At 43.1% G+C, this 24,720-nt stretch carries 29 protein-coding genes; 2 read left to right on the top strand and 27 right to left on the bottom strand.

All coding sequences use genetic code 11. From position 1 onward, the window contains the following. Positions 1-5: 5 nt before the first annotated feature. The 4 genes from NFS18_RS03885 to fliD form a co-directional block, all read right to left on the bottom strand. Positions 6-752, bottom strand: coding sequence for a cell division ATP-binding protein FtsE (locus NFS18_RS03885; protein WP_251388136.1), 747 nt, complete (start codon positions 750-752; stop codon positions 6-8). A gap of 369 nt (positions 753-1,121) precedes the next feature. Then, a complete protein-coding gene (locus NFS18_RS03890; protein WP_251388138.1) occupies positions 1,122-1,532 on the bottom strand; it encodes a hypothetical protein in 411 nt (136 codons plus the stop codon). Between the two features lie 10 nt (positions 1,533-1,542). Continuing rightward, entirely contained in the window at positions 1,543-1,917 is a 375-nt protein-coding gene (gene fliS / locus NFS18_RS03895) for a flagellar export chaperone FliS (protein ID WP_251388140.1), read from the bottom strand. 21 nt (positions 1,918-1,938) lie between these two features. Next, complete coding sequence (fliD, locus tag NFS18_RS03900; protein WP_251388142.1) at positions 1,939-4,353, bottom strand: flagellar filament capping protein FliD; 2,415 nt, start codon at positions 4,351-4,353, stop codon at positions 1,939-1,941. Between the two features lie 308 nt (positions 4,354-4,661). On the opposite strand from fliD, the gene NFS18_RS03905 reads away from it, so the two are divergent. Both NFS18_RS03905 and NFS18_RS03910 read left to right on the top strand, forming a co-directional pair. After that, the gene (locus NFS18_RS03905) at positions 4,662-5,450 is read left to right on the top strand and encodes a ParA family protein (protein WP_251388144.1); all 789 of its coding nucleotides are present in this window, start codon (positions 4,662-4,664) and stop codon (positions 5,448-5,450) included. Then, positions 5,450-6,181 carry a late competence development ComFB family protein gene (locus tag NFS18_RS03910; RefSeq protein WP_251388146.1) on the top strand — a complete coding sequence of 244 codons (732 nt, stop codon included), beginning with the start codon at positions 5,450-5,452 and terminating at the stop codon, positions 6,179-6,181. The genes NFS18_RS03905 and NFS18_RS03910 overlap by 1 nt, the downstream gene beginning before the upstream one ends. 58 nt (positions 6,182-6,239) lie before the next feature. On the opposite strand, the gene NFS18_RS03915 is transcribed toward NFS18_RS03910, so the two are convergent. The 23 genes from NFS18_RS03915 to NFS18_RS04025 all read right to left on the bottom strand — a co-directional run bounded on the left by NFS18_RS03915 (position 6,240) and on the right by NFS18_RS04025 (position 24,712). Next, positions 6,240-7,472, bottom strand: coding sequence for an EAL and HDOD domain-containing protein (locus NFS18_RS03915; RefSeq protein WP_251388149.1), 1,233 nt, complete (start codon positions 7,470-7,472; stop codon positions 6,240-6,242). A 1-nt stretch (position 7,473) separates the two neighbouring features. Continuing rightward, positions 7,474-8,385 (bottom strand): chemotaxis protein, encoded by a 912-nt coding sequence (locus tag NFS18_RS03920; RefSeq protein WP_251388151.1) that lies wholly within the window; start codon positions 8,383-8,385, stop codon positions 7,474-7,476. Positions 8,386-8,400: 15 nt separating this feature from the next. After that, positions 8,401-8,883 (bottom strand): chemotaxis protein CheD, encoded by a 483-nt coding sequence (locus NFS18_RS03925; protein WP_251388153.1) that lies wholly within the window; start codon positions 8,881-8,883, stop codon positions 8,401-8,403. Positions 8,884-8,886: 3 nt separating this feature from the next. Further along, the gene (locus NFS18_RS03930) at positions 8,887-9,507 is read right to left on the bottom strand and encodes a chemotaxis protein CheC (RefSeq protein ID WP_251388156.1); all 621 of its coding nucleotides are present in this window, start codon (positions 9,505-9,507) and stop codon (positions 8,887-8,889) included. Between the two features lie 16 nt (positions 9,508-9,523). Beyond that, positions 9,524-10,234 carry a flagellar hook-basal body protein gene (locus NFS18_RS03935; RefSeq protein ID WP_251388158.1) on the bottom strand — a complete coding sequence of 237 codons (711 nt, stop codon included), beginning with the start codon at positions 10,232-10,234 and terminating at the stop codon, positions 9,524-9,526. Between the two features lie 50 nt (positions 10,235-10,284). Beyond that, positions 10,285-11,025, bottom strand: coding sequence for a flagellar hook-basal body protein (locus NFS18_RS03940; protein WP_251388160.1), 741 nt, complete (start codon positions 11,023-11,025; stop codon positions 10,285-10,287). Further along, positions 11,006-11,815: a sigma-70 family RNA polymerase sigma factor gene (locus tag NFS18_RS03945; protein ID WP_251388162.1), complete on the bottom strand. Its 810-nt coding sequence runs from the start codon at positions 11,813-11,815 to the stop codon at positions 11,006-11,008. The genes NFS18_RS03940 and NFS18_RS03945 overlap by 20 nt, the downstream gene beginning before the upstream one ends. An 18-nt stretch (positions 11,816-11,833) precedes the next feature. Beyond that, the gene (gene flhA / locus NFS18_RS03950) at positions 11,834-13,903 is read right to left on the bottom strand and encodes a flagellar biosynthesis protein FlhA (protein WP_251388164.1); all 2,070 of its coding nucleotides are present in this window, start codon (positions 13,901-13,903) and stop codon (positions 11,834-11,836) included. 3 nt (positions 13,904-13,906) lie between these two features. Beyond that, positions 13,907-14,971: a flagellar biosynthesis protein FlhB gene (gene flhB / locus NFS18_RS03955; protein WP_251388166.1), complete on the bottom strand. Its 1,065-nt coding sequence runs from the start codon at positions 14,969-14,971 to the stop codon at positions 13,907-13,909. A 49-nt stretch (positions 14,972-15,020) separates the two neighbouring features. Next, positions 15,021-15,788, bottom strand: a complete 768-nt coding sequence (gene fliR, locus NFS18_RS03960; RefSeq protein ID WP_251388168.1) for a flagellar biosynthetic protein FliR — start codon at positions 15,786-15,788, stop codon at positions 15,021-15,023. A gap of 18 nt (positions 15,789-15,806) precedes the next feature. Beyond that, positions 15,807-16,070: a flagellar biosynthetic protein FliQ gene (locus NFS18_RS03965; protein ID WP_251388170.1), complete on the bottom strand. Its 264-nt coding sequence runs from the start codon at positions 16,068-16,070 to the stop codon at positions 15,807-15,809. 17 nt (positions 16,071-16,087) lie between these two features. Beyond that, positions 16,088-16,750, bottom strand: coding sequence for a flagellar type III secretion system pore protein FliP (gene fliP, locus NFS18_RS03970; protein ID WP_251388241.1), 663 nt, complete (start codon positions 16,748-16,750; stop codon positions 16,088-16,090). Beyond that, entirely contained in the window at positions 16,743-17,099 is a 357-nt protein-coding gene (fliO, locus tag NFS18_RS03975; protein WP_251388172.1) for a flagellar biosynthetic protein FliO, read from the bottom strand. The genes fliP and fliO overlap by 8 nt, the downstream gene beginning before the upstream one ends. Positions 17,100-17,111: 12 nt before the next feature. Then, a complete protein-coding gene (fliN, locus tag NFS18_RS03980) occupies positions 17,112-18,407 on the bottom strand; it encodes a flagellar motor switch protein FliN (RefSeq protein WP_251388174.1) in 1,296 nt (431 codons plus the stop codon). Positions 18,408-18,441: 34 nt separating this feature from the next. Further along, positions 18,442-18,885, bottom strand: a complete 444-nt coding sequence (gene flgC / locus NFS18_RS03985) for a flagellar basal body rod protein FlgC (RefSeq protein WP_251388175.1) — start codon at positions 18,883-18,885, stop codon at positions 18,442-18,444. Between the two features lie 21 nt (positions 18,886-18,906). Next, positions 18,907-19,266 (bottom strand): response regulator, encoded by a 360-nt coding sequence (locus NFS18_RS03990; protein ID WP_251388177.1) that lies wholly within the window; start codon positions 19,264-19,266, stop codon positions 18,907-18,909. A gap of 65 nt (positions 19,267-19,331) precedes the next feature. Further along, a complete protein-coding gene (locus NFS18_RS03995; protein ID WP_251388180.1) occupies positions 19,332-20,354 on the bottom strand; it encodes a flagellar motor switch protein FliM in 1,023 nt (340 codons plus the stop codon). A 30-nt stretch (positions 20,355-20,384) separates the two neighbouring features. Beyond that, a complete protein-coding gene (locus tag NFS18_RS04000; RefSeq protein WP_251388182.1) occupies positions 20,385-21,137 on the bottom strand; it encodes an OmpA/MotB family protein in 753 nt (250 codons plus the stop codon). Between the two features lie 14 nt (positions 21,138-21,151). Then, the gene (locus NFS18_RS04005) at positions 21,152-21,982 is read right to left on the bottom strand and encodes a motility protein A (protein ID WP_251388183.1); all 831 of its coding nucleotides are present in this window, start codon (positions 21,980-21,982) and stop codon (positions 21,152-21,154) included. A 46-nt stretch (positions 21,983-22,028) separates the two neighbouring features. Next, a complete protein-coding gene (locus NFS18_RS04010; protein WP_251388185.1) occupies positions 22,029-22,223 on the bottom strand; it encodes a flagellar FlbD family protein in 195 nt (64 codons plus the stop codon). Between the two features lie 167 nt (positions 22,224-22,390). Beyond that, positions 22,391-23,683 carry a flagellar hook-basal body complex protein gene (locus tag NFS18_RS04015; RefSeq protein ID WP_251388187.1) on the bottom strand — a complete coding sequence of 431 codons (1,293 nt, stop codon included), beginning with the start codon at positions 23,681-23,683 and terminating at the stop codon, positions 22,391-22,393. An 80-nt stretch (positions 23,684-23,763) separates the two neighbouring features. After that, positions 23,764-24,141 (bottom strand): TIGR02530 family flagellar biosynthesis protein, encoded by a 378-nt coding sequence (locus tag NFS18_RS04020; RefSeq protein ID WP_251388189.1) that lies wholly within the window; start codon positions 24,139-24,141, stop codon positions 23,764-23,766. A 43-nt stretch (positions 24,142-24,184) separates the two neighbouring features. Continuing rightward, positions 24,185-24,712: a flagellar hook capping FlgD N-terminal domain-containing protein gene (locus NFS18_RS04025; protein ID WP_251388191.1), complete on the bottom strand. Its 528-nt coding sequence runs from the start codon at positions 24,710-24,712 to the stop codon at positions 24,185-24,187. Positions 24,713-24,720: the final 8 nt, after the last annotated feature.

Here is a 24,720-nt window from a genome sequence, read left to right on the forward strand (position 1 = left end):
TAATATTATTTAAGTAATTTCTTATTCCTTTCCTCAAGAACTCTCCGCTCTTCAAAAATATCTACTGCTTTATGATTATACACGGCATTTTTCTCATCATCAACCAACGCGCCTGCCACAAGTGTAATAACTCGTTTTCGCATAACTGTAACCAGTTCTCTCGCATGACTAGAAATGATCAGCGTTTTTCCGCTTCTGTGTATCTCACTAAGCAGAAGCATCATATCCCAGGCAGTATCCGGGTCCAGATTTGCCGTTGGCTCGTCTGCTATCAGAATATCCGGGTCCACTGCCATCGCCCTCGCCAGAAGCATCCTCGCCTGCTCTCCGCCGGAAAGCTCTCTGGGATATGCATGTGCCTTTTCCACAATACCTACAAGCCCCATCGTCTCCATAATGCGTCGTTTCATCCCTCTTCCGGCTCGCTCTACTGCCTGAAGCGCCAGTGCGATATTCTCATATACTGTCATACCTTCCAGCATTCCCATGTCCTGCGACATAACTCCGATCCGTCTTCTGTAATAAGGAAGCTCTTTCTCCTTCATTGTATTCAGCGGTGCGCCAAACACAAAAACCTCCCCTTCCGTCGGCGTCAATTGCCTGGTGATCATATTCAGCAGCGTACTTTTCCCTGCGCCGCTTTTTCCAATAATAAATACAAATTCACCTTTTTCTATCCGAAAGGAAACGTCATCCAGGACTATCTGTCCATTAAACTCTTTTGTGACATGCTCAAAAACAATTTCCGCCATTCTATCACTCTCACTTGATTCTATATAATCTCTCTCCCTTACACTATACCGTCTTTACTGGTTTCCGTCAATATAAAGCCCTTGTAAAACAGTTGTTACTGAATTCGCCGTGTTACTGTTCACACGGCGAATTGCACTGTGCTGCAAGGTGTCCGGTCAATGAAGTGCTGACAGCGATATATAAAGCCCCTCGCCGAAGGTAACTTAAAATGGGCTGGATACTGTTACTGGAGCACCCGTAGGGTGTGAACAGTTACCTTACGGATTTTCCAGTAAATGCAAAAGCCTATGCTGAACTGTTACTGCCGCACTGCATATACTGCCGGAAAATGAAAATTCCCCGACAATATATGCAGTGCGGCAGTACCTTTACTCATTATAATTATAGTAAGAATCTTCTCCTGCTACTCTGCGGCTTAGTATACGGTCTCTCGCACAGATATTTTTCAGCATATTATTGCGCTGTCTGCTGATACTGCTGATTTTCTCAGCCTCAGGTCCGGTTTGTCTTCTGGGGAGTTCCCCTTGCAGCATACACTTCACATCTTCCTGCAAATCTGCATCCATACTTCTCAAAAACTCCCCGATCGCCTGTTTCACCTGTGAAATACTGTCCATTTCCTTCTGACGCATCTCCAGAATAAGCTCTGCGGCTTTCCTGTCACTGCGGTTTAATGCATCCTCCAGTTCACGGGTAAGCTTTTCAATCTCCACCATTCCCGTATATTCTTTATAGACCTGTTTCATCACCTCTGACAAGATTTCTTGAACATTTTCCATAATTCTCACCTTATAATATCCCGCTGGTTTTATCCGCTTCGCGAAATGCATCTCGCAGATCTATAACTAACGGTCTCAATTCCTCAATTACCGCCTTCTTTCGACTCGCCTGCAGTCTGCCTAACTCATATAAGAAGAATCCATACATTTTCTGCAAGTCCCTGCTGATACTAAATTCTGTATTCAGCGTATCCCGCAAGTACTGTACGATCTCTCCTGAGCGCCTGACGGAAGCATCGAACAGTTCATAATCTTCCTTTTCCAACGCAAGTTCCGCCCTGGTAAGACGCTTAATAAGTTCATCATAAAGCAGTAATAACATCTCACCTCTGGTCATCGTGTTGACCGACTGCATCTTATATTGCTGATATCCGTCTTGATACATAACCTAATCCCTTCTTAACAATTAATACCCGCCGCCGATCTGTGCCAGCCAGCTGCTCTGACTGTTCATCTGTGCGATAACAGACTCCAGTGATGTAAATTGCTTGATATACCGGTCCTGTTCCATCTTCAATGTACTTTGCAGCTTTGCAATCCGTTTATCCATTTCCTGAAGCTGCTCGTAAATAGAATTCTTTAAAACGCTTGCCGGCGCTTTGACAGATCCAGCTCTCTCGATCAGGATTCCCTTCGTTTCTCCCATCGTCCTTACATACTGGTCAAAAACCTCCTTCATATTTGTTGCAATGCCCGCCATTCCGGTTGGATTACCGTTCTCGTCCTTTTCGGCATCCTTGGCGAACATCTCCCTTACACCCTCCGGATCTGCTTTCAGAGCCGCACGGAATTTACTTTCATCAAAGGAAATCTTACCATTATCTAAAGCTGAGGTAGACGTTGAAAGACCAATCTTCTGCAGAGCTGCCTGATTAGCCGGGGAAAGAACAAAACGCAGACCATTACTTAATCCCTTCAGATCATTGTCATTAAACAAAAGACCTTCTTTCGCCTTTTCCTCCCATGCCTTGATCTCATCCTCGCTCAGTTCCTTTTTCTGTGCGGCTGTCAATGGCTGATAGTCACGATTTGGCTTTGTTCCTGTCTCCTTATTAACCAGTTCAATGATTTCATTATACTCTTCCACCATCTTCTTGACAGTCTCAACGATTTTGTCCTCGTCTGCCTTTGCGTCAAATGTAACTGCCTCCGATGTCTTATCAAGTTCAATCGGTTTTCCATCTGCGTCCTTCGTATATCCGAACTCGCCGTTTACGGAAATCGTCATTCCATCAATATTAAAGCTGTTAGAATCCCGGATCAGCTCTACAGGCTCGTCAAAGCCCGCATATTTTACTGCAACAATTGCATCCTGTCCGTCAGTCTTATTAAATGTGCCGAAAATCTTTTCAAACTCTGCATCTACATCAATCTTACCGCTGGCGCCGTTCGCTTTTGCCGTAAAGACAAATGAATCAGAAGAACTCTGATACTTAACCTCCACACCGGCATCTGACTCATTGATCCTCTCCATCAAATCTATGACTGTGTCATCCTCTTTTACTTCGATTTCCGTACCGTTAATTGTAATCTTTGCCGGGAATGTCAAATTCCCTGCTACATTCAGTCCTGATTCAGAAATCTTGGCGCCCAGATTCACGCGGTTTGACTCACCATAATTCATTTTCAAAGCACCGTTATCTCCTAACAGTTCCGAATCTCCTGAAGTTACAGTAAGAGTAGAAGTCTTATCTTCACTTCCGCCGGGAACTGTCATTTTAAAGGACAGATTATAATAATCTTTGCCATCCACTGTATTTTTATTAAATTCTGCCTTCACTCTTCCGGCGCCAAACGCGTCATCCAGCTGTTTCTGCATGGACTCTTGTATCACTTCCATAGTTTCCTTACCATTTGCCGCTCCTTTTTCCAGTTCCTCCTTGGACGGCATTTTGATAGACTTGGACACTCCATTATATGTGAAAGTCAGTTCTTTGCCCGCAATCCGCTCTTCAAATGTTTTCTCAGTGAAAATATCCTTATCTGTAATATCTCTGGAAGATGAAATGCCTTCTGTTGAAATATCAATCTTTTCAAATTCACTGTCCGGCGCATCTGTAAAGCCAAGATAGGAAAGCGCAGTGCCGCCGGCGAGATTAAGGGTGTTTCCATAATCTTCCAGACTCTTGAAAGTAATCTTGCTGCCGTCTGTCTCGACTTTGATCACTTCACTAAGCTTTTTGCCGTTTTGTACATCTTCATTTGCAAATGCGCGGTTCAGTGCATCTGCAATATTCTCTACAGTGTCATACTTGTATTCTTTTCCATCCCCATCCTTACCGGTCGGCAGTGTAACATCATACGTTCTGTTTCCATATTCGATAGTAATCGTCTTGCCTGCAAGATTCTCTGATTTCTGTATCTCAGTCAGATCGATATCTCCTGTCTTCAGTGTGCGGTCTGACGCTGCTGCACTGGATGTCATCTGTGCCTTCTTCGCAAGCTGCTTTACACCCAGAATAGAAAGTGTATCTGCCGTAGAAGCAGTGCCTGCCACACTTACAAACTTACTGTTCGCTCCCAGCACTGAGATCACATTTCTTCCCCAGAGCGCGTCACTGAACAGATTCGTAGTAGAAGAAAATGTATTCAGATACTTCTGCGCAAAATCAATCATCTTGTCAGAAATTCCCCGGATCGCAGTCTGCTCCCATTCTAAAAGTGTCTTTTTCTGCTGCTGTTTATATATCTTATTGTTTGTTCCCTGTGTCATGCCTTCAATCAGAGTGTCTCTGTCAAGTCCGCTGGCAAGACCGCCGTATCCTCTTAATCCATAAAGACTGCTGCTCGTTGTTCCGCTTAATCCGCCTATTTCTGCCATCGCTTATCCTCTCCTTTACTTTTTATCAACATACACTGATAACAGACTGCCGTTACTTTTCACACCTGCGGTGCTCAAAGCAACGAATCCGGTCTATTTAAAGTTGCCTTACGGCAAGAGACCGGATTCCAGCCCCGATACTGTACTGGTCCGTGGCCGTGCAGCGTAGTGCACGCCCCGGGTGTGAAAAGTAACCTGTTATCTGTGCTGCCTTAATTCTACAAATTTAGTCTGTACTTATTTATCGACATATAGTATACTTTAAATAATAGTTATTTCATTATTTAATTTTGAATGGAGGAATTATTTTGACTACTATCATTGCTCTTACCAATCAAAAGGGAGGAGTCGGAAAGACCACTACTTCCAGTGCTCTGGCAGCCGGTTTATCCACTTTCTATGATCAGAAAGTACTTGCCATTGATCTAGATCCGCAGGGAAGTCTTGGTTTCAGCCTTGGGCTTGATATTGAAAATTCCAGTACAATATATGATGTCCTGAAAGGAACTGTTTCTATTCAGGATGCAATTCAGACAACCGATTACTGTGATATCATCACTTCCAATATCCTGTTAAGCAGTGCCGAACTTGAATTCACCTCTGCTGAGCGGGAGTTTTGTCTGAAAAGGGCTTTAACTCCTGTTTTAGACAATTATGATTTTATTGTTATAGATACTCCGCCTGCTTTGAATATATTGACGATAAACGCCTATGCTGTAGCCAACCATCTGATTATTCCGATGGCTCCTGAGATTCTCAGTCTTTTGGGACTTACACAGCTCAAGGAAACGATTGATTCTGTTCGTGAGAAGTTAAATCCGTCTCTGAATGTACTTGGACTGATTTTGACAAAGTATAATAAACGTACTCTTCTGGCACGTGAAGTCAAGGAGATGGCAGAAAACATTGCGTCACAGATTGGTTCCTGTGTATTCGATACCCAAATACGCACCAGCGTATCTGTTGCTGAGGCTCCGGCACACGGACTCAGCGTATACGACCACGCTCCTCGCTCCAACCCATCACTTGATTATAAGGATTTCGTAGAAGAAGTTATAGATAAAACCGGACATTCTATTGCAGGGAGGATACAATAATGGCAAAAAAAAGCAGTAAAACTACACACGTGTTAAATCTCCTATCCGGACACGACACAAAGAAGGAACCTGAAATTGTACAGCCGCAGTCAGCCGAGACTCCTGCTGTTTCCATCATAGATACAACAGAGAAAGATCCAGTAGCCGAACAAATACAAGAAAATCTGCTGCATGAACTTGAAAAGGAAACAGAAGTAGTACCGGAGACAAAACCGGAATCAGAAATAGAAGCCACACCGGAAGTACAACAGGCAGAAGCTACACCAGAAGTACAGCAGGCTCCGCAGCCGGAAGCAACACAGCAGACAGCTGCCGCACCAGAAGTACAGCAGGCTCCGCAGCCGGAAGCAACACAGCAGGCAGCAGCCGCACCGGAAACAACACAGCAGACAGCTGCTATACCAGAAGTACAGCAGGTTCCGCAGCCGGAAGCAACACAGCAGACAGTAGCTGCACCGGAACCGGAATTTGTACATGTCAATATCATGGAGGAAATCGTAAGGGACAAGATCATTTACTTTATGCGGCAGTTTGATTGCTGCACCTGTGACAGGTGCATTGCGGATGCAATCGCATTGACTTTGAACGGACTTATGCCGAAGTATATCGTAACAGATCCTGCTGCCAAAGATCCTTTGATCAGCCTCTACACAAACCGGTTTATTCCTGATGTTACAGTAGAAGCCACAAAGGCATGTATGATCATAAAGGAAAATCCACGGCATAAATAAAAAATGGACTGCGCTTTGCGCAATCCATTTTTTATTTATGTACTTTTTCTATTTTTTACTACTTTGATACTACATTTTCCCAGATTTCATTTACTTCCTGTACACATTCCATATAAATCTGTGCCATAAGATTGGTCTGCAGTTCAAGCTCCTCAGATAATTTTTTAATCTCTGTCCAGTCTGCTCTTTCATAACAAAGCACAAGCTGATAAAGCTTTCCTGCTTCACCTTCGCCTGTCGTCAGCGCCTGTTTTACTTCATCTGCAACCGGAATGTCATTTAGAATCTCTTCCATCGGTGCGTCGATCATACGGTCCAGTGTTGAGAAAATTCCCATAAGATAAGCGTCCGATGCAGATAATTTAAGCGTATTCACTTTCTTCACCAAGGCTGACGCAAAATTAGCACGCATGAAGGAAGTCTTCATAATCTCTTCCGTTCCTGTCTCTTCTTCTTTGAAACTGAGAAGATAAACCCACTGTTTTAACTGATTAATACCAATACGCATAATTGCCTGGCGTATAGACGCGGTTCTGTGCGTCGCTGAAAAGTATGCCGAATTTGCCATTTTCAAAAGGGCGTAGGTCAGCGCCGCATCTCTGGAAATAATCTGCTCCATCAACTCCATATCCGGCTCATCCTTTGTCACTTCCAGGATCAACTGATACAAGTTACCTTGCAGGTACTCCATTTTTCCGGTCTTTTCCACCGCTGTGTCAGAAATATATGCACCTTCCACATAGTCTACATGCAAATCTTTCGACAGTTCAAATGCTTCTTTTGTATTCACACCTGTCGCAATAAATTCTTTTCCGAATCCATGAGCCATCTCTACAACATTTTCAATAGCTCTTCGCTGCTTCTCATCCTCTTCTCCGGAAATATTTACCTTAATATAATCTACATATTCCAGCATACTGAAATACTTCGGTGTAAACTGAAAATCATTGATCGCAAAATGATATCCTTCCTCACGGTACTTGCCGATCAGAATCGTTGCCAGAGGATGAATCACAACATTATCCTCAATCTGAATGACAACCATATCCTTATCAAAAAGCTTCGGTGTGTTACGGAACAGAAGAGATGGTGTAAATGTCATAAATGTCTTGCGGTCTCTGAATATTTTATTTGAATTTTCTGTCAGAAACGCCGTCATCGCATTTGCTGCCACACTGTCCTCACTGGAATTATAGAGACTCTCTTTATCGCTCTGTATCAGCAATTCATATCCCATAATCTCAGTAGTATCTGTTTTTTTAATCAGCTGTCTGGCTATCATTTTATCCATTTTACTGTCTCCTTTCCAGCAGCTCGTCCATAACATGTACTAAACGACTGATTTCCGGCTTGGAAAGCTGCTCATCCGCCCCCAGTTGTTTTCCTTTTATCCACATTTCTCTGTTGATCAATGAGGAAAAGATAATAAGCGGAAGATTTTTCATCTCTTCATCTGACTTCACCAGCTTCGTCAGACGGTGTCCATCCATTTCCGGCATCTCAATATCTGTAATGATCAAGTCTGCTTTCATCCATAAACTTCCATCTTTTTTTGCTGTTAACAGATATTCCCATGCTTCTTTTCCATTATTAAAATTCACCACATTGGTATAGCCCGCCTTGGCAAGAGACTCCTGGATCATTCTTGTCAAAAGAATCGAATCCTCAGCCAGAACAATCTTTTCAGAACGTTCTTTCCGTTCTCCCATCTTCGCGATTTCATCCATCTGGATTCCTGTCTCAGGCGCGATCTCTGTCACAATTTTTTCAAAATCAAGAATAGTTATCAGATTTTCTCCGCACTGTGCGATTCCCGTTGCAACGCCTTCTTCCCCATGAGTAATTGTCTTATCTGGTTTCTGAATATCCGCCCATGAGATTCTGCTGATCCCGACTACCCGATGTACCCGAAATGCAATATGCATCTTATTAAAGTTTGTAATAATAAACAAATCTCTGTCATGTCTTTCGCATTCCTGCTTGGTAAGATACTTCGGCAGATCTACAACTGTAAGCAGAATATCTCTCGGCTTAAAAATCCCCTCCACTGCCTCATGAGAATGAGGTACCGGCTTTACTTTGTCCGCCATCATAATTTCCCGTACCTTTGCAACATTAATCCCATACAGTTCTTCATTAATTGTAAACTGCATAATCTCGATTTCATTTGTTCCGGATTCCAATAAAATTTCTGTATCCGCCATACTTCTGCTCCTCCTTTATAAAATTCTTTCCTGTCGGCCAGCTGTCCTGATCGTCACCTGTCCCGTCGATACATCCAACTGCATTGTTCTGGCATAATTAGAACCCGTATCTTCACCTGTAATCCGAAGTCCCTCTGCCTTTAGAACCTGTTTTACCTTTATAATATTCCGTTCTCCGATATTACCCAGTCCACTTGCACCTCCCATTTCAAACATCTTCGCGCCGCCTGCTATTTTACAGACCATCCGGTTCTTTGAGCCGCCGTAAGCAAGAACCTTCCGAAGCGTCTCCTTGATGCCGGAATCCGCATATTTCAAAATATTAGAATCCATTGCATTCGTTTTTTCAGGGAGCATGATGTGAAGCAATGCTCCGAGTTTTATCATAGGATCATAAAAAGAAATACCAATGCATGAACCGAGTGCATAAGTAATCAGGACACCTTCCTGTCTTGTAAGATTCATATCTGCAATTCCTACAGAGATCTTTTTTTGCATGTCTTACTCCACCCCTAATTTCTTTAATAGAGTATTGAGAGATTTTATATCCGGCAAAAGCAAGATATCATTATCCATCTCTTCTCCGTTCATAAAAAATCTTCCTGAAATCATCATAAGTTTATCTGATTCAATTCCCATCATTGCCATCGGGAGACTCAAAATTCCGCCGAGCATATTCACTGCCATCTGAGGAACAGACAGATTAATCTGAATATTCGTCAGTGAGGAAAGTGCATTTACATATGCGGAAAGCATAATGTTGCCGATTTCCACAAGCAGCGACTGTTCCATCTCTCCCATTGCCAGTAAATCTTCTATCTTACCGGACAATACCTTGCCGACAATCTGTTTAATAAATCTTTCTTTTAGAATCAACATCATAATTCCGGAAAGCTCACCGGAAAGTTCTACCAGAACTGCTCCAACAATTTTTTCCGGATCTCCGATCTTTTTCTGTGCCTGGTTAAACTCCAGAATATCCACCTCTGGCATCTCCATACTGATCTTTTCAGAGAGAAGCCCAGACAATGCCGTAACTGCATTTCCATTGCCAATACTTCCGATTTCTCTGAATACATCCATCTGCTGTTCACCAAGCTCATCATATTTATGAATCGCCATCTTCTATAACACCCCTCTACTGTCTCAATGAATTCACTGTATTTACTATCTCGTCTGATGTCTGGACCATCCGCATAGCATATGAATATGCCCGCTGACTTTCAATCACCTTTGTTATCTCTTCCGCCATATTTGTACCGGACATCTCCAGCGCATGAGACACAACCTTTGCGTCAGCAACCAGAAATGGATTGCCGTTCTTTTCTATCGGAGTAAATTCATTATCCCCGACACTTACCATTCCGTCTGTAATATTAAAATTATATACCCCGATTTCTCCGCTGAGTTCACCGTTTACCACTGTAATCGGATTACCGTTTCGGTCAGTCACCCTGTTGCCCGCATCATTGATCAGATAAAACTGAGTACCTTTCTGTGACATGCTGAAACGTCCGTTGCGTGTATATGTAACTTCTCCATTTGTAGGATTCACCAGTCTGAAAAATCCCTTTCCCGCAATCGCATAATCATATGCGCCGTCTGTTTCCACATATGCGTTCGGTGTAAAGTCCGTGTTCGTGTGCTCTACCTTAACGCCGACTCCTGCTTTCATATCTGTGTCCTGTCCGTACTTATTATTCAGATTAAACTGTATTAAATCTGCAAAACAGGCATTTTTGCTTTTATACCCATAGTTGTTGATATTAGCCAGATTATTTGCCGTAACGTCCAGCTTACGCTGCTGAGCGATCATCCCGCTGGCCGCTGTATAAAATGATGCGTACATGTGTGCCTCCTTTATTTATGCTTAAAATATTTATGTAGATTCATCCTGTCTTACTGGGAACCAAGCTGAATTGCTTTTCCGCTCAGCTGGTCGTACATCTTCAAAAGCTGTGCAGAACTCTGCAGCGCTCTCTGTCCCGCCATCATACTTGTCATCTCTTCTGCCATAGTAACATTAGAATCTTCCAAAAACTTCTGCTTTACAGATGTTCCATTCGCCGCCTGCGGCTGTGCATTAGAACGAAACGCGCCATTCGGCGCCTTACTAAGCTGCTCATAATTTTCAAAATCCACCACGCTGATCCTGCCGTAGACCTCATATCCATCCTCGCTGAGAACGAATCCCTGTCCGTTCACATAAATCTCTTCTGTATTAACTCTGATCGGACCGTTCTCTCCCAGTACTCTTCCCATACCCTGAAGCACAAGATATCCTTCATCGTCAATATTAAAAGAACCATTTCTTGTATAAACTGTTCCATTTCCGCTCTGTATGGAAAAAAATCCGTTCCCGCTCAGCGCAAAATCAAGGGATCTTTCTGTTTCCCTCAGTCCGCCCGGTGTATAATCTGTTACAACCTCGTCTGCCATATTGATTCTGGTTGTAGTACCAACCGGACTTCTGCTTCCTCTTTCAAACCGGTAAAGAATTTCTTCCTGAAACGTCCCCTGCAACAGTTGGTCGTTTTTGAATCCAGGTGTAGATATATTAGTCATATTATTACTGATTACATTCATATTTCTATTCTGAACAATCAAATTTGATGCTAAATTATAAAACCCCTGAAACATTCTTTTTATCTCCTTCCTGATTAAACTTCTGCATATGTCTTTTTAATTTCTTTATACCGTTGCTGTGAATCTGAGACACCCTCGGCTCGCTCACCTGAAGCACCTCCGCAATCTGTCTCATATTCAGTTCTTCCACATAATAAAGTGAAATTACCATCTGCTCCTTTTCCTTGAGTGTCTTAATTCCCTCAGCAAGAACCTCTGACAGTTCCCGTTTCAGCAGACAAGCCTCAGGCTGCTTTTCCTCTCCCACGTCCGGGAGCTGTGCCCTTGTACTGTTCTCCTGTGCCTCCGCCAGAACCATATCCAGCGACAAAATGTGAAACAGAGATGTTTTACGAAGGATATCCTGATACTTATCCATCGAAATCTCCAGATAAGCAGCCACCTCCTCCGGCGTCGGATACATTCCATTCTTATTATATAATGCAGTAACCGCTTCATCAATATCTCTCGCGTTTTTTCTTGCACTTCTTGGCACCCAGTCCTGTTTTCTTGCCAGATCGATGATCATTCCTTTAATTCTTTTGGAAATATAAGTCTCAAATTTTACATTTTTATCCATGTCAAACTTTTCAATGGCATTCATAATTACAATGACGCCCTCATTGACAATATCCTCGATCTGCGAAAAACTACTGTATACATCCCGCATTTGCAGAGCAACACTCTTTACAATATAAACATAGCGCATCACCAGTTCCTGTTTGATTTCCAGACTATGGGTACGGCTGTACATCTGCAGAAGTTCTTCATTTGACTTTTCTGTATAATCTGCCTGTGTCTTCATACTCGTGCCTCACACCTGTCAGGCAGAAATATTTCCCACTGCCTGAATTTGAATATTATTGTTAATCTCATTAAAGGAAAGAACATAAACATTCGGATAGAACTGTTCGACCAGATGATAAACATGCACCCTCACAACCTGACTTGTCAGTATGACAGGCGGCTGTGAAAAGCTGCTGAATTTCTTTATCTCCTCTCCTAGTTGTGTAATAATTGCCTGCATAATATCAGGACTAAGCGCCAGATACATGCCCTGTTCTCCGGCAGTCAGACTTGTAATGATATTCTTTTCCAAATCTGCGTCCAGAGTAATCACCTTCATGCTGCCTCCCTCGCAGAATTTTCTTGTGATAGTACGCTTCAGCGCCGCTCTGATATGTTCTGTTACAGAATCAAGATCCTTCACCATCATAGACGCGTCTATGATAGTCTCCATAATTGTTTCCATATCCTTCACCGGAATTCCTTCCTTCAGCAGGTTCGTAAGAATCTTCTGGAAGTTTCCATAAGAAATAGTTCCCGGAATCAGCTCTTCTACAAGCTCCGGTGATTTACTCTTCATATTTTCAACAAGCTTCACCACTTCCTGACGGTTCAGAAGCTCATAGGAATGCAGCTTGATGGTCTCAGATAAATGCGTCAGCATAACAGATAACGGATCAATTACCGTGTAACCATATATCTCAGCCATCTCTTTCTTATCCACAGTAATCCATTTACTTGGAATACCATAAGCAGGTTCTATTGTATCAATTCCGTCAATTTCCTTCTCTGGATTCGGCGGCTCCAGTGCGAGATAATAATCAACCAGAATCTCACCCTTTGCCACTTCCTCGCCCCGGATCTTAATCACATACTGATTTGTATTCAGACTGGAGCTGTCTCTTAACCGGATGGATGGAATCACAAGTCCCATCTCTTGTGCATACTGTCTCCGGAAGATTACAATTCTGTTGATCATCTTTCCGCCGCTGTTTTCATCCACCATAGGAATCAGACTATATCCAAACTCCATCTCAATGGGTTCTACCTGAATCAGCTCATATACGTTGCTGATATCCTTAAATGCTTCTTCATCCGAAGCATTCTGGTGCTGCTGCTGCATTGCCTCTTCCATCTCCGCTGCCTTCGCAGATACAGAAGCCGCCTCCTCCATACGTCTTGAAAGAGTGATCCCTGCCAGGACCAGGACAAGTGATACAACACCAAACTGTACTTTCGGCATCCCCGGAATCACGAGCATGACTGCCAGCGTGATACCCGTGATCATGATTGCTCTCGGCTGTGCCAGAAATTGTTTGGATGCATCCTCATTCAGACTTCCTTCTGAAACAGATCTCGTTACGACCATACCAGTCGCAGTAGAGATCAGAAGCGCCGGAATCTGTGATACCAGACCATCTCCGACCGTAGCGATGGAATACACTGAAAGGACCTCTGAAATTTCCATGCCGCCCTGTACCATACCGATGATCATACCGCCCAGAAAATTAACTGCGGTAATGATCAGAGACATGATCGCGTCACCCTTTACAATCTTGGTAGCACCGTCCATGGCGCCGTAAAAGTCCGCTTCCTTCTGAATCTTGTAGCGTCTTTCCTTCGCCTCCTGCTCATCGATCAGACCGGTGCTTAAGTCTGCGTCGATCGCCATCTGTTTACCGGGCATCGCATCCAGTGTAAAACGTGCCGCAACCTCTGCAACTCGTTCTGCACCCTTCGTAATAACGATAAACTGCACCAGTACAATAATCATAAAGATAATAAAACCTACAACTACATTCCCCTGCAGTACGAAATCTCCCATCGCTTTGATAACTGCACCGGCGGTTCCCTGATTGCCCAGGATATTTCTTGTAGACGAAATGTTAATTCCGATACGGAACAACGTTGTGATCAAAAGCATTGATGGAAAAATAGAAAATTCCAGCGGTTCTTTAATATTCATACTAATCAGCAGAATAATCAGCGATATGGATATATTTAAAATTATCATTACATCCAGTAAAAATGGATCTAACGGAATGATTAAAAGCAGTACGATCATCACAACGATTATAGCTACTGCATTATTCACTAACTTCTTCATCTTTTACTCCAGACTCTTCTTATTCTTTCGGAAAACCTGTACCAGAATTTCTGCTACGACACCATAATATTCTGCCGGAATCTCTCCGTCCAGCGGTGTCGAAGCATAGATTCCTCTCGCCAGAGGTTTATTTTCTATGATGGTGACACCGTTTGCCTCTCCTATTTCCACTATTTTCAGGGCAACAAAATCCTGCCCTTTCGCCACCAGAATCGGGGCATTGTGTTTGTGAATATCATACTTCAGGGCAACCGCAAAATGGGTCGGGTTACGGATGATCACATCCGCGTCCGGAACAGCCTGCATCATTCTGTTTCTTGCACGGCTTCTCTGAAGACTTCTGATTTTTCCTTTGATCTCAGGATTTCCTTCTGTTTGTTTAAACTCTTCTTTCACTTCCTGCTTTGACATTCGGATCTTTTTCTCATAATCCCATCTCTGGTATAAATAATCAAATCCGGCAATTGCAGTGAAGATCAGCCCGATCTTCAGGACCATCGACATCACCATCTCCAGTGTATATGAAGCGGATGCCAGTATATTCATATCCATCATTCTCATGATATTGCGCATATCCTCTTTTAAAAGCTGATATAAAACAACGCAGAGAATCGTAATTTTCAAAATACCTTTTAAAAGCTCAATCAGATTCTTTAATGAAAACAGATTCTTGACTCCCTTAATAATACTCAGATTACTCAGCTTAAATGCGGCTGATTTTGCCGCAAAAAGAAACTTCGTCTGGACTCCTGTCGCCACAACTGCCAATATAATGGAAATAAACCCCAACGGAAGAATCCCGATCGCCAGAACCTTTACAACATCCATTGCTACCGCCCTTAACTGTGCAATGGACAGTTCTTCAACAGACAATGAATTACTCAGATAATATACCATAGTTTCACGGACTTCCTGATATATTATAGGGAACAACAGCTTTAAACCATAAAATGTACCAAGAAGCGACACGACTACTATAACATCTTTACTCGAAAAGACATGACCCTCTTTCCGCTCATCGCGCCGCTTCTTAGGCGTGGCTTTTTCAGTTTTGGAATCGTCTGCCATCTGTTTTCACTTCACTTCCCTAACTAAAGTTCTATTAAAATTACATAATTTACAAAAATGTAAGAATTTCCTGTATTGATTTTATCATAACTGTAACAAGATTGGAAAGAAATTCGCCGATCGGAGATATCAAAAATACCAAAAGCGTCAATCCCACAGTTATTTTTAACTGAATATTGATTACAAAAACATTAATCTGCGGAACAATCTTATTGAGGATTCCCACTCCCATCTCCATCAGAAACTCCGCAGCCAGAATTGGGAATGCGAATTTAACTCCCATAAGTACACATTCTGAAAACAAGTCTATCATCTTTGCCGCCAGATCTTGTGTCAGCAGAATGCCCCCATAGGGGATAATCTCTGCAGAACTAAGCAGAATCTTCAGCAAAGCCAGATGCCCGTCTACTGCAAAGAACAACATCAAATAAAATGTCTGCAGCAGGCTTCCTGATACAGGAAGCTGTGCATTGCTCTGTGGATCATATACTGTAGACATGGACAAGCCCATCTGGAAATCCATAATAAATCCGGCAAACGTGATCACAAAGAAAAATAACTCTGTTACGAAGCCGACAACATATCCCGCCGCAAACTCCTTCAATAATAAAAATCCATATTCCAGAGGACTGGAAATATCAAATGCCTCCCCTGAAGAGAAGGAATACACAGTAAGTGTTAAAACAAAAATAATTCCTGTCTTTACCTGAACAGGTATATTTTTTCTTCCTAAAATCGGGTTCAATAATATAAACCCTGACATCCTCATTAAAATCAGTGAAAACAGGGTAATCTGTGCAGTAGTATCGAACAGCATGTATCTCTCCTTAACACCTTATAATCCCTGTATCATCTGAAAAATCCGTATTGTAAAGTCCTGAAGAGTCTTCAGCATACTTCCTCCTGTAAATACAAGGATCAGTCCGATTATGATCAGCTTCGGCACAAACGTGATCGTCTGTTCATGAATCTGCGTCGCTGCCTGAATAACTGCGATCAGAACACCCACCAGCATACTGATAAGCAGCACCGGACCTCCGAGTCGGACTGCCAATACAAAAACCTCATACATTAAGTCCAAAACTTCCCCGTTTGTCATTTAACTACATCTCCCTTTCATTGAAAGCTCTTTACAATTGTAGAAAACAGAAGATTCCATCCATCTACTGTAATGAACAACAGCAGTTTAAACGGAAGCGAGATCATCGCCGGGGGAAGCATAATCATACCCATAGACATCAATGTACTGGATACAATAATATCAATCAGCAAAAACGGAATAAACAATAAAAATCCTGCCATGAACGCCTGTTTCAGTTCACTTGTCATAAAGGCAGGAACAATCACCGTCATAGAAAGATCTTCCGCCGTTTCATCTGCTGCAAGCTCCACATCTGCCATATCCATATACATGTTCAGCGAATTCTTCTCCGTATGTTCCAGCATAAACTTCTTCAGCGGAACCTGTGCACGCTCCAGGGCAACCTCTTGTGTAATTTCCTGATTCTTATAAGGCTGATATGCCTCTGTATTAATATCCTGCAGCACCGGATTCATAATAAACAATGTCAAAAACAACGAAATTCCGACTAAAACCATATTAGGCGGCGACTGCTGGACTCCCATGGCATTTCTCAGAAACGACAGAATAATAATCGTCCTTGTAAACGACGACATCATAATCATCAGCGAAGGCAGCAGCGACACAATCGTCAGCAGCAAAAGAATCTCCAGTGTGGGGACTTGTTCTCCGTTGACGTTAATCAATGAATCATACATCGTCATTCCCCTTTCCTTTGGTACGTCCTCCAAATCCTGATAACAGCTCTTTAAACTCTGGTACTTTCACAGTCTCCCTTCCGGTGTCGGCATTCAGTTGAATCAGATCTTCTACTTCCAGCTCCTGCAGAAGATTTATCTGCTGCGAGGTAACTCCAAGCAGCAGATATCTGTCTCCCGCCTGTACCACCGCAACATATCTGTCCTGACCGACCATAAGCTGATCTAGCACTCTCATATAGTGTGATCTGCCATTCCTGTTCATTCCTTTTCCCACATATTTACTGACAAGATAGCTCAGATAAATGATAAAAACAGCCGCTATAAAAGTCAGAATTGCACTCCACATAATTATCCTTTCCTATTCCAATGCTGCCAGATTTAACCTTGTAATTTCTGTAATCCGGATACCGAAATTATCTTCTACGACTACAACCTCTCCTTTTGCAATACACTGCCCGTTTACGAACAAATCAACCTGTTCTCCCGCCAGTTTGTCCAAAATAACAAGGGATCCTTTTGTAAAATCTAAAATATCTCTGACAAGCTTCCTTGTTCTTCCGATTTCTACAGAAATCTCGAGCGGAACTCCCATGATCAGTTCCATATTTTCTTCCTGCTCCTCCTGAAGAACCACGCCGCCATCCTGTTTCAGATTCTGGCGTGCTACCGGCTGTACATTAATAAGCTTCGGTTCCGCCGGCTTCTGCTTCTCGCCCATCTGCTGCTGCATCTGCTGCATTTGCTGCATCATCTGCTGCATCATCTGCATCTGCATCGACATCATGGACATATCCGGCATTTGCGGCTGTACTGCTCCCGGCTGCGGCTGCATCATAGACATATCCGGCATCTGCGGCTGTACTGCTCCCGGCTGCGGCTGCATCATGGACATATCCGGCATCTGCGGCTGTACTGCTCCCGGCTGTGGCTGCATCATGGACATATCCGGTGTCTGTGCTGCAGACGGCTGTGGTTCAGAAACCACTGCATCCGGAACTGTTTTCGGCGGTTCTGCCTGCGAAGCCCCACTCTCCTGCTCTTCACCTTCACCAATAATTACATCATCCGGAAGAAAACCTTTCACAAGGCTCTTTGCCAGACAAATCGGCATTACATTAAAGAATTCACTCTCCATCTGATCGCCGATCTTCAATGAAAATCCTACCACTACTTTATATTCTTCATTATCAAAATATTTATCAATAAACTCCTGTTCATTCGCAACCTCAAAAGAAACCGGAGTTGAAATATTTACCATTTTTCCCAAAAATTCTGAAAGTGCAGTGGATGATGCTCCCATCATCTGGTTCATCACTTCACATACTGCACTGATATTCAGCTCATTCAGTTCAAACTCTTCATCTGTCACAGAAATACCCATGAGCATCTCTACGATCACCTTCACATCATGCCGCTTCAGCAGCATCACGTTACTTCCTTCCAGACCGGATATATAAGTAATTTCAACTCCTACAGCCGGCTCCACCCTATCCATCTCAAACTCGTCCTTACGGACAACCTTTACAACAGGAGTGGTAATATCTACTCTTGTATTGAGCATTGTAGAAACAGCCGTGGCGGAAGCTCCCAAACTGATATTCAGTATTTCGCCCACAGCGTCTATTTCCAACGCACTAAACTGATTAGACCCCATTCTGCCTTTCCCTCCTATAGTCGTAATCTTTTACTTATTTTCCGATTTCCAATGCTTTCTGCGCCATAAGCTTTATTGCGTTAAAAGCAGTGATATTTGCTTCATAAGATCTTGTGGCTGCCATTCCATCCACTGTTTCTTTTACCAAATCTACATTTGGCATCATTACATACCCTTCATCATTTGCATCTGGATGCTCTGGATTGTACACCGGTGTCAGATCTCTCTGATCCTCTGTGATCGCTGAGACACGCACACCGCCTTTTTGAGACTGCAGCCGTCTCAGCCGGCTGTTAAATTCTGACTGAAATGTATTGGCTGGCTTCTCTTCCATCGATATAATCTTGCGGCGGTACGGACCGCCGTCTTCTGTTCTGGTCGTATATGCATTTGCCATATTTTCTGCAACCACATCCAGCCTCTGTCTCTGTGCTGTCAAACCAGATACACTAATATCAAACGAATTTAAAAAAGACATCTTTTCTTCCTCTCATTCTGGTTAACCAAGGATTTTTTTGATTGTTGACAAAATACGTTCCGGCTTAAATGGTTTTACAATGAAGTCCTTTGCGCCTGACTTGATAGAATCCATTACCATCGCCTCCTGCCCCATTGCGGAACACATTACAATTGTTGCGCCCGGGTCTGTTCCTTTGATTTCCTTAAGTGCCTCCAGTCCGTCTTTGTTCGGCATTGTAATATCCATAAATACCAGATCTGGTTTTTCAGCTTTGTACATTTCAACTGCCTGCGCTCCGTCCGACGCTTCCACGATCTCGGTATACCCCGCCTGCTCCAAAGTTGTCTTTAACATCATTCTCATAAATGCTGCATCGTCTACTAATAAGATTTTCGCCATTTTATTTACCTCACTTTAAAATATTATTTATCACTACAGAGTCAGTTTCCATTCTGCTCTGGTGTTTACACTGCTATATCACTTTTCCTGATATCCGTGCGTTCTTCAATCTTTACAGCTATGTTCTTGTTATGCACACCCAGTTTTCCTTCAAACCACTGCTGTCCGGCAATATGCAGAGAAACCGGAGAATCCTGCGGTTTATTCAAGTCGATGACATCGCCCACGTGAAGGTTGAAGACATCATCCAGATTAAGTCTGGCAACACCCAATTGTGCCATAACCTCCATCTCTGACTCCTTGATACTCTCAAGAATTTCTTCTCTGTTATCTCTGTGTGCATTCTCACTGTCTTTGTCTGCCAAATGCTTCGTTTTTTCAATAATATCAAAAATATTGAACAAAAGTGTTCCCGGAAGACAGATATTCATAGCTCCATCCATATGATCTCCAAGAGAAATCTTCAGCATAACTATGACAACTGTCTCATCTACACTGATCCCCTGAAACATACTCGGGTTTTCTTCCACCCTGTCAAATCCTACCTGCATATGAATATAACTGGACCAGACATCCTTTGTAATATTAATGAGATGAGTGATTATGTTCTCATATAAAGCAATTTCAATATCCGTATAAGTATAAGAACCGTCTACCTGCGTATCTATACCCATACCTCCTAAAAGTCTGTCTATCATAGAACTCATAAGAAGCGGAGCAATATGAAACACCATCGGCGGGTTTTTTGAATGATCTTGCAATCCTACCTTCGCAAGCGCGATAATATCTGTTTCATTCAATGCATTCCCAAATTCATAAAATCGCTGTTCCTCTACACCTATAACCTCTACTTCGCTGGCGACATGGAACAATCCATTGATCAAGGATGTCGCAATCCGGGAATAGTTGTCATAAATGCTTTGGAGCATTTTCAGTTTATCTTTTGTATACTTTTTGGGGCTGTAAAAATCATACTTTCTATACTTTTTCTGTGGCTCGGGTTTCTGAATACTGCTTTCTTCTGTTTCTGTATTCTGCATTGAATTAAGCAATGCATCTATCTGACTCTGTGAAAGCACGTCTGCCATTGTTCTGCACACCTCCCTCTGTTTATTTTCTTATTCCATTGCTGCATAATATTCGTCCAGACTTCTTTGTACAGAATTATTCTTCGTAATAATGAGCTCCACTCTTCTGTTTTTCGATCTGTTTGCCTCTGTATCAAATGGCGCGACCGGGCGGAACTGTCCGTATCCAACCGACACCAGCTTATCCGGCGAAAGTATATTCTTATTTTGTATATAACCTGTTACATTCGCCGCTCTCTCTGCGGAAAGTACTCTGTCGCTTACCACATCATTCTGTACATCCGGAAGCGCCTGTGTCGTATGTCCGAGTATCTGTATTTCCTGAATGATGTCCCCTGCCGGAGCGATCGCCGCCGCAAAGATATCAAGAATCTGCTTTCCCTCTGGTCTGATGATAGAGCTGTCCCCGTCAAAGAACATCGTATCCCGAAACCGTACAAAAGAATATCCGTCGCCTTTGGTAAGTTCCACCTCGGATTCGATACCCGCATCCTGTACAGCCTGTTTCAGTCTGTCATGGAGTTCGTCAAAAGCCGCCTGCTCGTCTGCATTGACTCCTCCGGGCACTTCATCATCAGCTTCTACTTCGGTATCTGTAACAATCTGGCTTACTTTTTTCGCTTCCGGGTTAAAACTCTCTACCAGCTTAATCCACTTAGACTGGTCCACGGAAGAAATGGAATACAGAAGTACAAAAAAGCATAATAACAGCGTCACCATATCCCCGTAGGTGTCCATCCAGTTTGAACCGCCCTCTTCGCTTTTTTTGCGCCTTTTCTTCATAATGCTATTTCACCTTATTTCTTCTTTTTTTTCTCCTTTTTATCCGGCTTCTGTTCTCCTCCGCCTTCTCCGCCTTCCTGCATCTTGCTCCGCTCTTTCTGGCTCATATATGTAAGAAGCTTCTCTTTTAAGAACTTCGGATTGTCTCCCGCCTGGATTGCCAGGATTCCTTCTATCATAATCTGCTTATACAACAATTCTTCATCATTTCGGATACGCAGTTTCTTTGCAATTGGTGAAAATAATAAATGTGCAAGGACACAGCCATAGAATGTTGTAATCAACGCTGTTGCCATTGCAGGACCAATATCTGACGAGCCTTGCTCCGGATCCATGTTGTTAAGCATGATTACCAGACCGACCAATGTACCGATCATACCAAACGCCGGTGCATACCCCGCTGCTTTTTCGTAGATTCCTAAGGATTCCTCATGCCGCTGGCTCATAATATCAAGTTCATTCTCCATCATACTGCGCACTTCTTCCGGCTCTGTCGCATCTACGATCAGCATAATTCCCTGCTTAAAAAATGGTTCATCAACTTCATTCGCCTTTTCTTCCAATGCGAGCAGACCATTCTTTCTTGCAATCTGCGCCATCTCTTCCAACGTCTCTATCAGCGCCTGGACATTGTACCGTTTCCCCTGAAACAATATTTTCGTATGCTTAACAGTCTCCTTCAGCATGCCAAACGGATAACTGGCAATAACAGCCGCCAGCGTACCTCCTAATACGATTGCCACACTTTGAGGATCCCAAAAAGCATTCAAATCCTTCGGACCGATTCCGACAAAGACAATCAGAACCATTCCGACTACTAGACCTATAATACTGGTTAAATCCATTTCACTGCCTCCTATGTCTCCTTTTTCATTTTTCTTCTAATGTATTCTATGAATTAACGTAATTCCGGACTCTTCCGTTATACTCAATTGTTTTCTCTATAATCTCCTCTGCCTTTTCCCTTACGATATAGAATTTTCCGTTCATCATAATAATCTTTGCTTCCGGTATAAATTCGATTGCTTCAATCTGTGCACTGTTCAATATAATCTTTTCATCATTAAGTTTTGTCAGCATTATCATACCACAATTCTCCCACTTTTCAACATTTCTTGAAAACTTCTGCTTATTTTATTTCTTTTCCATCCCCTAAACTTCCGTTTCAGAGACATTCTCCGCTTTTCTCCCGGGTCATTTTCATTTCCCGGAGGATGAGAACCCCTCCCATCCTCCGGATTTTATGTTAATTATTATCGTTTCATATTAACAAGTTCTTCCAGCATCTGGTCTGTCACTGTAATGATCTTTGAGTTAGCCTGATATCCTCTCTGTGTCGTGATCATCTGTGAGAACTCGTTTGCAAGGTCTACGTTTGCCATTTCCAAAAAGTTTCCTCTGATTTTTCCGCTTGAACCGCCGTTTGCTTTGATATGGTTCACTGTTCCTGCATTTTGTCCGATCGTATAGTAGTATCCGCTTGTCTTCTCCAGACCGTTCGGATTCTCTACTGTGATCAGTGCCAGCTGTCCCATCGCAATTGTACGTCCCTGTATATCCACACCGACTACGGAGCCATCTTCGTTGATCGTATAGCTCTGGATGTCATATGCCAATCCGGTATCCGGATCAGTCGGAATCTGGATTGTGGACAGCTCTTCTGAAAACTCCGGATCAATTCCCGGTACACGGTTTGCGCCGTCTTCCCTTTTAAACTCATCTTGTTGGCATCCCCACTGATTTTCATCACCAATCTTAGCCGGATCCCCCGGCAGAGTACCAGTAGGATCATTGTAGGCGCCTTTATTATTTGATGTAATTGTCAGATTTACCGTTGGAATTGGCTGTGCATCCGCATTGAAATTATCCATTCCAATGGTGAAACCCTCAAGATCCCCGCCTTTTTTTGTCACCTGTGCGATCCAGTCCTGAACCTGACTCTTAAAATCCGTTTTTCCTGTCTCAACATCATAACCGCCGATGCTAATTGTATACTTACCAGCATTTGGCCCTGTTACATCTACAGTTGCATTCTTGATTGTCCACTTATCTGATGTAGCCGGTTTCTCCGGGATACCGGTTCCGTCTTCCAATGCATATCCATACACATAGCTTCCCATAGAATCTACCAGATATCCGTTGCCGTCTACGGTGAAAGAACCAATTCTGGAAAGGTTCAGACCGGAATCCTCTACATTCGTAAAGCTTCCGTTTACCATATTTCCCACAAGGAAAAACCCGGTTCCGTCAATCATACAGTCCAGCGAGCTTGCGGACGGCGCCGGAGCGCCCGGCTGGAACGATGTTGCAATCGAACCGGTTGTAACTCCGTAACCTACCTGGGAAGCATTTCGTCCGCCGGCTCCTCCGGCAAGGTCATTACCTGCTGCCCCGTTCATAGAGGTAGAATACATAGAATCTGCAAAGTTAAAGCTTGCGGATTTGAATCCCCATGTATTTACATTTGCAATATTGTTACCGATAACGTCCATTTTTGATTGATGTGTCTTGAGTCCTGCAACTCCTGCAATCATTGATCTGACCATTGTATCATTCTCCTTCTTTTTGCCGTGCTGTTCCTATGTCTGTCATTCGGACAGACATCAGGCTTCCAATATGGTCCGGCCTATAAAAGTACAGCACTGTCAATATTTGTAAATATATTATCTTTCATTTCTGTACCATTCATTGTGGTAACTACCAGATTATGAGGAACATTTACAATAAAGGCTCCGTCTTTGCCGATAATAACAACATCTCTGGCGCCTTTCGCCTTCGCCTTCTCAACCGCCTGATTCAAATCCGACATCAGACTGTCGGAAACCTCAATTCCTCTCTCCTGTACCCTCTGCGCCGCATGCTTAGAAAACCGCAGCCCTTCCGCCCGGTTTAACTCTTCCTGCAGCATAACAGAAAAACGATCATCTGCTTTTCTGGTCTGCACTGCCGCGTGGGTAAGCTTCAACGCATTGACATTCGTAAGCTTGTTAACCTGATTACTCATCTTTCATCCCCCGTCTCTGCGCTGTGTTTCATGCGCTCCGGTTTCAGCTCTCACCGTCTCCTGTGTCAGGTTTCTCTGTATCGGGTTGTTCTGTGTCGGGCTTTTCTGTCTTCGGAACTTCTCCTGCACTCATAATCTGTGACAGACTATACTTTTCACCATCAATATAGACAGACTGTCCTCCTGTCAGGTCGACTCCGGTCACAATTCCCTTTTTCTCACCATTGACTTTGCCATTCTCATCCATAGTAGCCACTGTTACCTCTCTGCCGATCATTCCGATAGAATAAGAAGTCAGTGTTACCTGTGACAGGTTGTTTGTAACGACACCAAAATTGGCGATCGCATTTGATACCTGTGTCATTGCATTCATGGTAGCCATCTGCGTCATCTGGTTCATCATCTCACTGTTGCTCATAGGATTCGTCATATCCTGATACTGCAGCTGTGCAGCCATGAGCTGCCAGAAATCATCCAGTGACATTTCGTTGTTATTGGATTCTGCCATTCCCTGTGTTGCATACAAGTCATTAAATGCCTGGCTGCGTCCATTTACATTGTTAACTGCCATTCTTTTCT

Source organism: Mediterraneibacter agrestimuris (assembly GCF_943193195.1).
Lineage (GTDB): Bacteria > Bacillota > Clostridia > Lachnospirales > Lachnospiraceae > Schaedlerella > Schaedlerella agrestimuris.

Bases quoted from the DNA above. Each gene is read 5' to 3' on its own strand.
- NFS18_RS04005 (WP_251388183.1), bottom strand. From the start codon at position 21,982: ATGGATTTAACCAGTATTATAGGTCTAGTAGTCGGAATGGTTCTGATT.
- flgC (WP_251388175.1), bottom strand. From the start codon at position 18,885: ATGTCTTTTTTAAATTCGTTTGATATTAGTGTATCTGGTTTGACAGCA.
- NFS18_RS03915 (WP_251388149.1), bottom strand. From the start codon at position 7,472: ATGGATAAAATGATAGCCAGACAGCTGATTAAAAAAACAGATACTACT.
- fliD (WP_251388142.1), bottom strand. From the start codon at position 4,353: ATGGCAGAAATAGGCGGATTAAGCGGAACAACGAGCAGCAGTCTTTAT.
- NFS18_RS03920 (WP_251388151.1), bottom strand. From the start codon at position 8,385: ATGGCGGATACAGAAATTTTATTGGAATCCGGAACAAATGAAATCGAG.
- NFS18_RS04015 (WP_251388187.1), bottom strand. From the start codon at position 23,683: ATGGTCAGATCAATGATTGCAGGAGTTGCAGGACTCAAGACACATCAA.
- fliP (WP_251388241.1), bottom strand. From the start codon at position 16,750: ATGTATGATTCATTGATTAACGTCAACGGAGAACAAGTCCCCACACTG.
- flhB (WP_251388166.1), bottom strand. From the start codon at position 14,971: ATGGCAGACGATTCCAAAACTGAAAAAGCCACGCCTAAGAAGCGGCGC.
- NFS18_RS03940 (WP_251388160.1), bottom strand. From the start codon at position 11,025: ATGTTTCAGGGGTTTTATAATTTAGCATCAAATTTGATTGTTCAGAAT.
- fliS (WP_251388140.1), bottom strand. From the start codon at position 1,917: ATGTATCAAGACGGATATCAGCAATATAAGATGCAGTCGGTCAACACG.
- NFS18_RS03890 (WP_251388138.1), bottom strand. From the start codon at position 1,532: ATGGAAAATGTTCAAGAAATCTTGTCAGAGGTGATGAAACAGGTCTAT.
- fliR (WP_251388168.1), bottom strand. From the start codon at position 15,788: ATGCTGTTCGATACTACTGCACAGATTACCCTGTTTTCACTGATTTTA.
- NFS18_RS04000 (WP_251388182.1), bottom strand. From the start codon at position 21,137: ATGAAGAAAAGGCGCAAAAAAAGCGAAGAGGGCGGTTCAAACTGGATG.
- NFS18_RS03945 (WP_251388162.1), bottom strand. From the start codon at position 11,815: ATGAAGACACAGGCAGATTATACAGAAAAGTCAAATGAAGAACTTCTG.
- NFS18_RS03930 (WP_251388156.1), bottom strand. From the start codon at position 9,507: ATGGCGATTCATAAATATGATGAGCTTGGTGAACAGCAGATGGATGTA.
- NFS18_RS03990 (WP_251388177.1), bottom strand. From the start codon at position 19,266: ATGGCGAAAATCTTATTAGTAGACGATGCAGCATTTATGAGAATGATG.
- NFS18_RS03995 (WP_251388180.1), bottom strand. From the start codon at position 20,354: ATGGCAGACGTGCTTTCACAGAGTCAGATAGATGCATTGCTTAATTCA.
- NFS18_RS03910 (WP_251388146.1), top strand. From the start codon at position 5,450: ATGGCAAAAAAAAGCAGTAAAACTACACACGTGTTAAATCTCCTATCC.
- fliN (WP_251388174.1), bottom strand. From the start codon at position 18,407: ATGGGGTCTAATCAGTTTAGTGCGTTGGAAATAGACGCTGTGGGCGAA.
- NFS18_RS04020 (WP_251388189.1), bottom strand. From the start codon at position 24,141: ATGAGTAATCAGGTTAACAAGCTTACGAATGTCAATGCGTTGAAGCTT.
- NFS18_RS03935 (WP_251388158.1), bottom strand. From the start codon at position 10,234: ATGTACGCATCATTTTATACAGCGGCCAGCGGGATGATCGCTCAGCAG.
- NFS18_RS04025 (WP_251388191.1), bottom strand. From the start codon at position 24,712: ATGGCAGTTAACAATGTAAATGGACGCAGCCAGGCATTTAATGACTTG.
- NFS18_RS03885 (WP_251388136.1), bottom strand. From the start codon at position 752: ATGGCGGAAATTGTTTTTGAGCATGTCACAAAAGAGTTTAATGGACAG.
- flhA (WP_251388164.1), bottom strand. From the start codon at position 13,903: ATGAAGAAGTTAGTGAATAATGCAGTAGCTATAATCGTTGTGATGATC.
- fliO (WP_251388172.1), bottom strand. From the start codon at position 17,099: ATGTGGAGTGCAATTCTGACTTTTATAGCGGCTGTTTTTATCATTTAT.
- NFS18_RS03965 (WP_251388170.1), bottom strand. From the start codon at position 16,070: ATGACAAACGGGGAAGTTTTGGACTTAATGTATGAGGTTTTTGTATTG.
- NFS18_RS04010 (WP_251388185.1), bottom strand. From the start codon at position 22,223: ATGATAATGCTGACAAAACTTAATGATGAAAAGATTATATTGAACAGT.
- NFS18_RS03925 (WP_251388153.1), bottom strand. From the start codon at position 8,883: ATGCAAAAAAAGATCTCTGTAGGAATTGCAGATATGAATCTTACAAGA.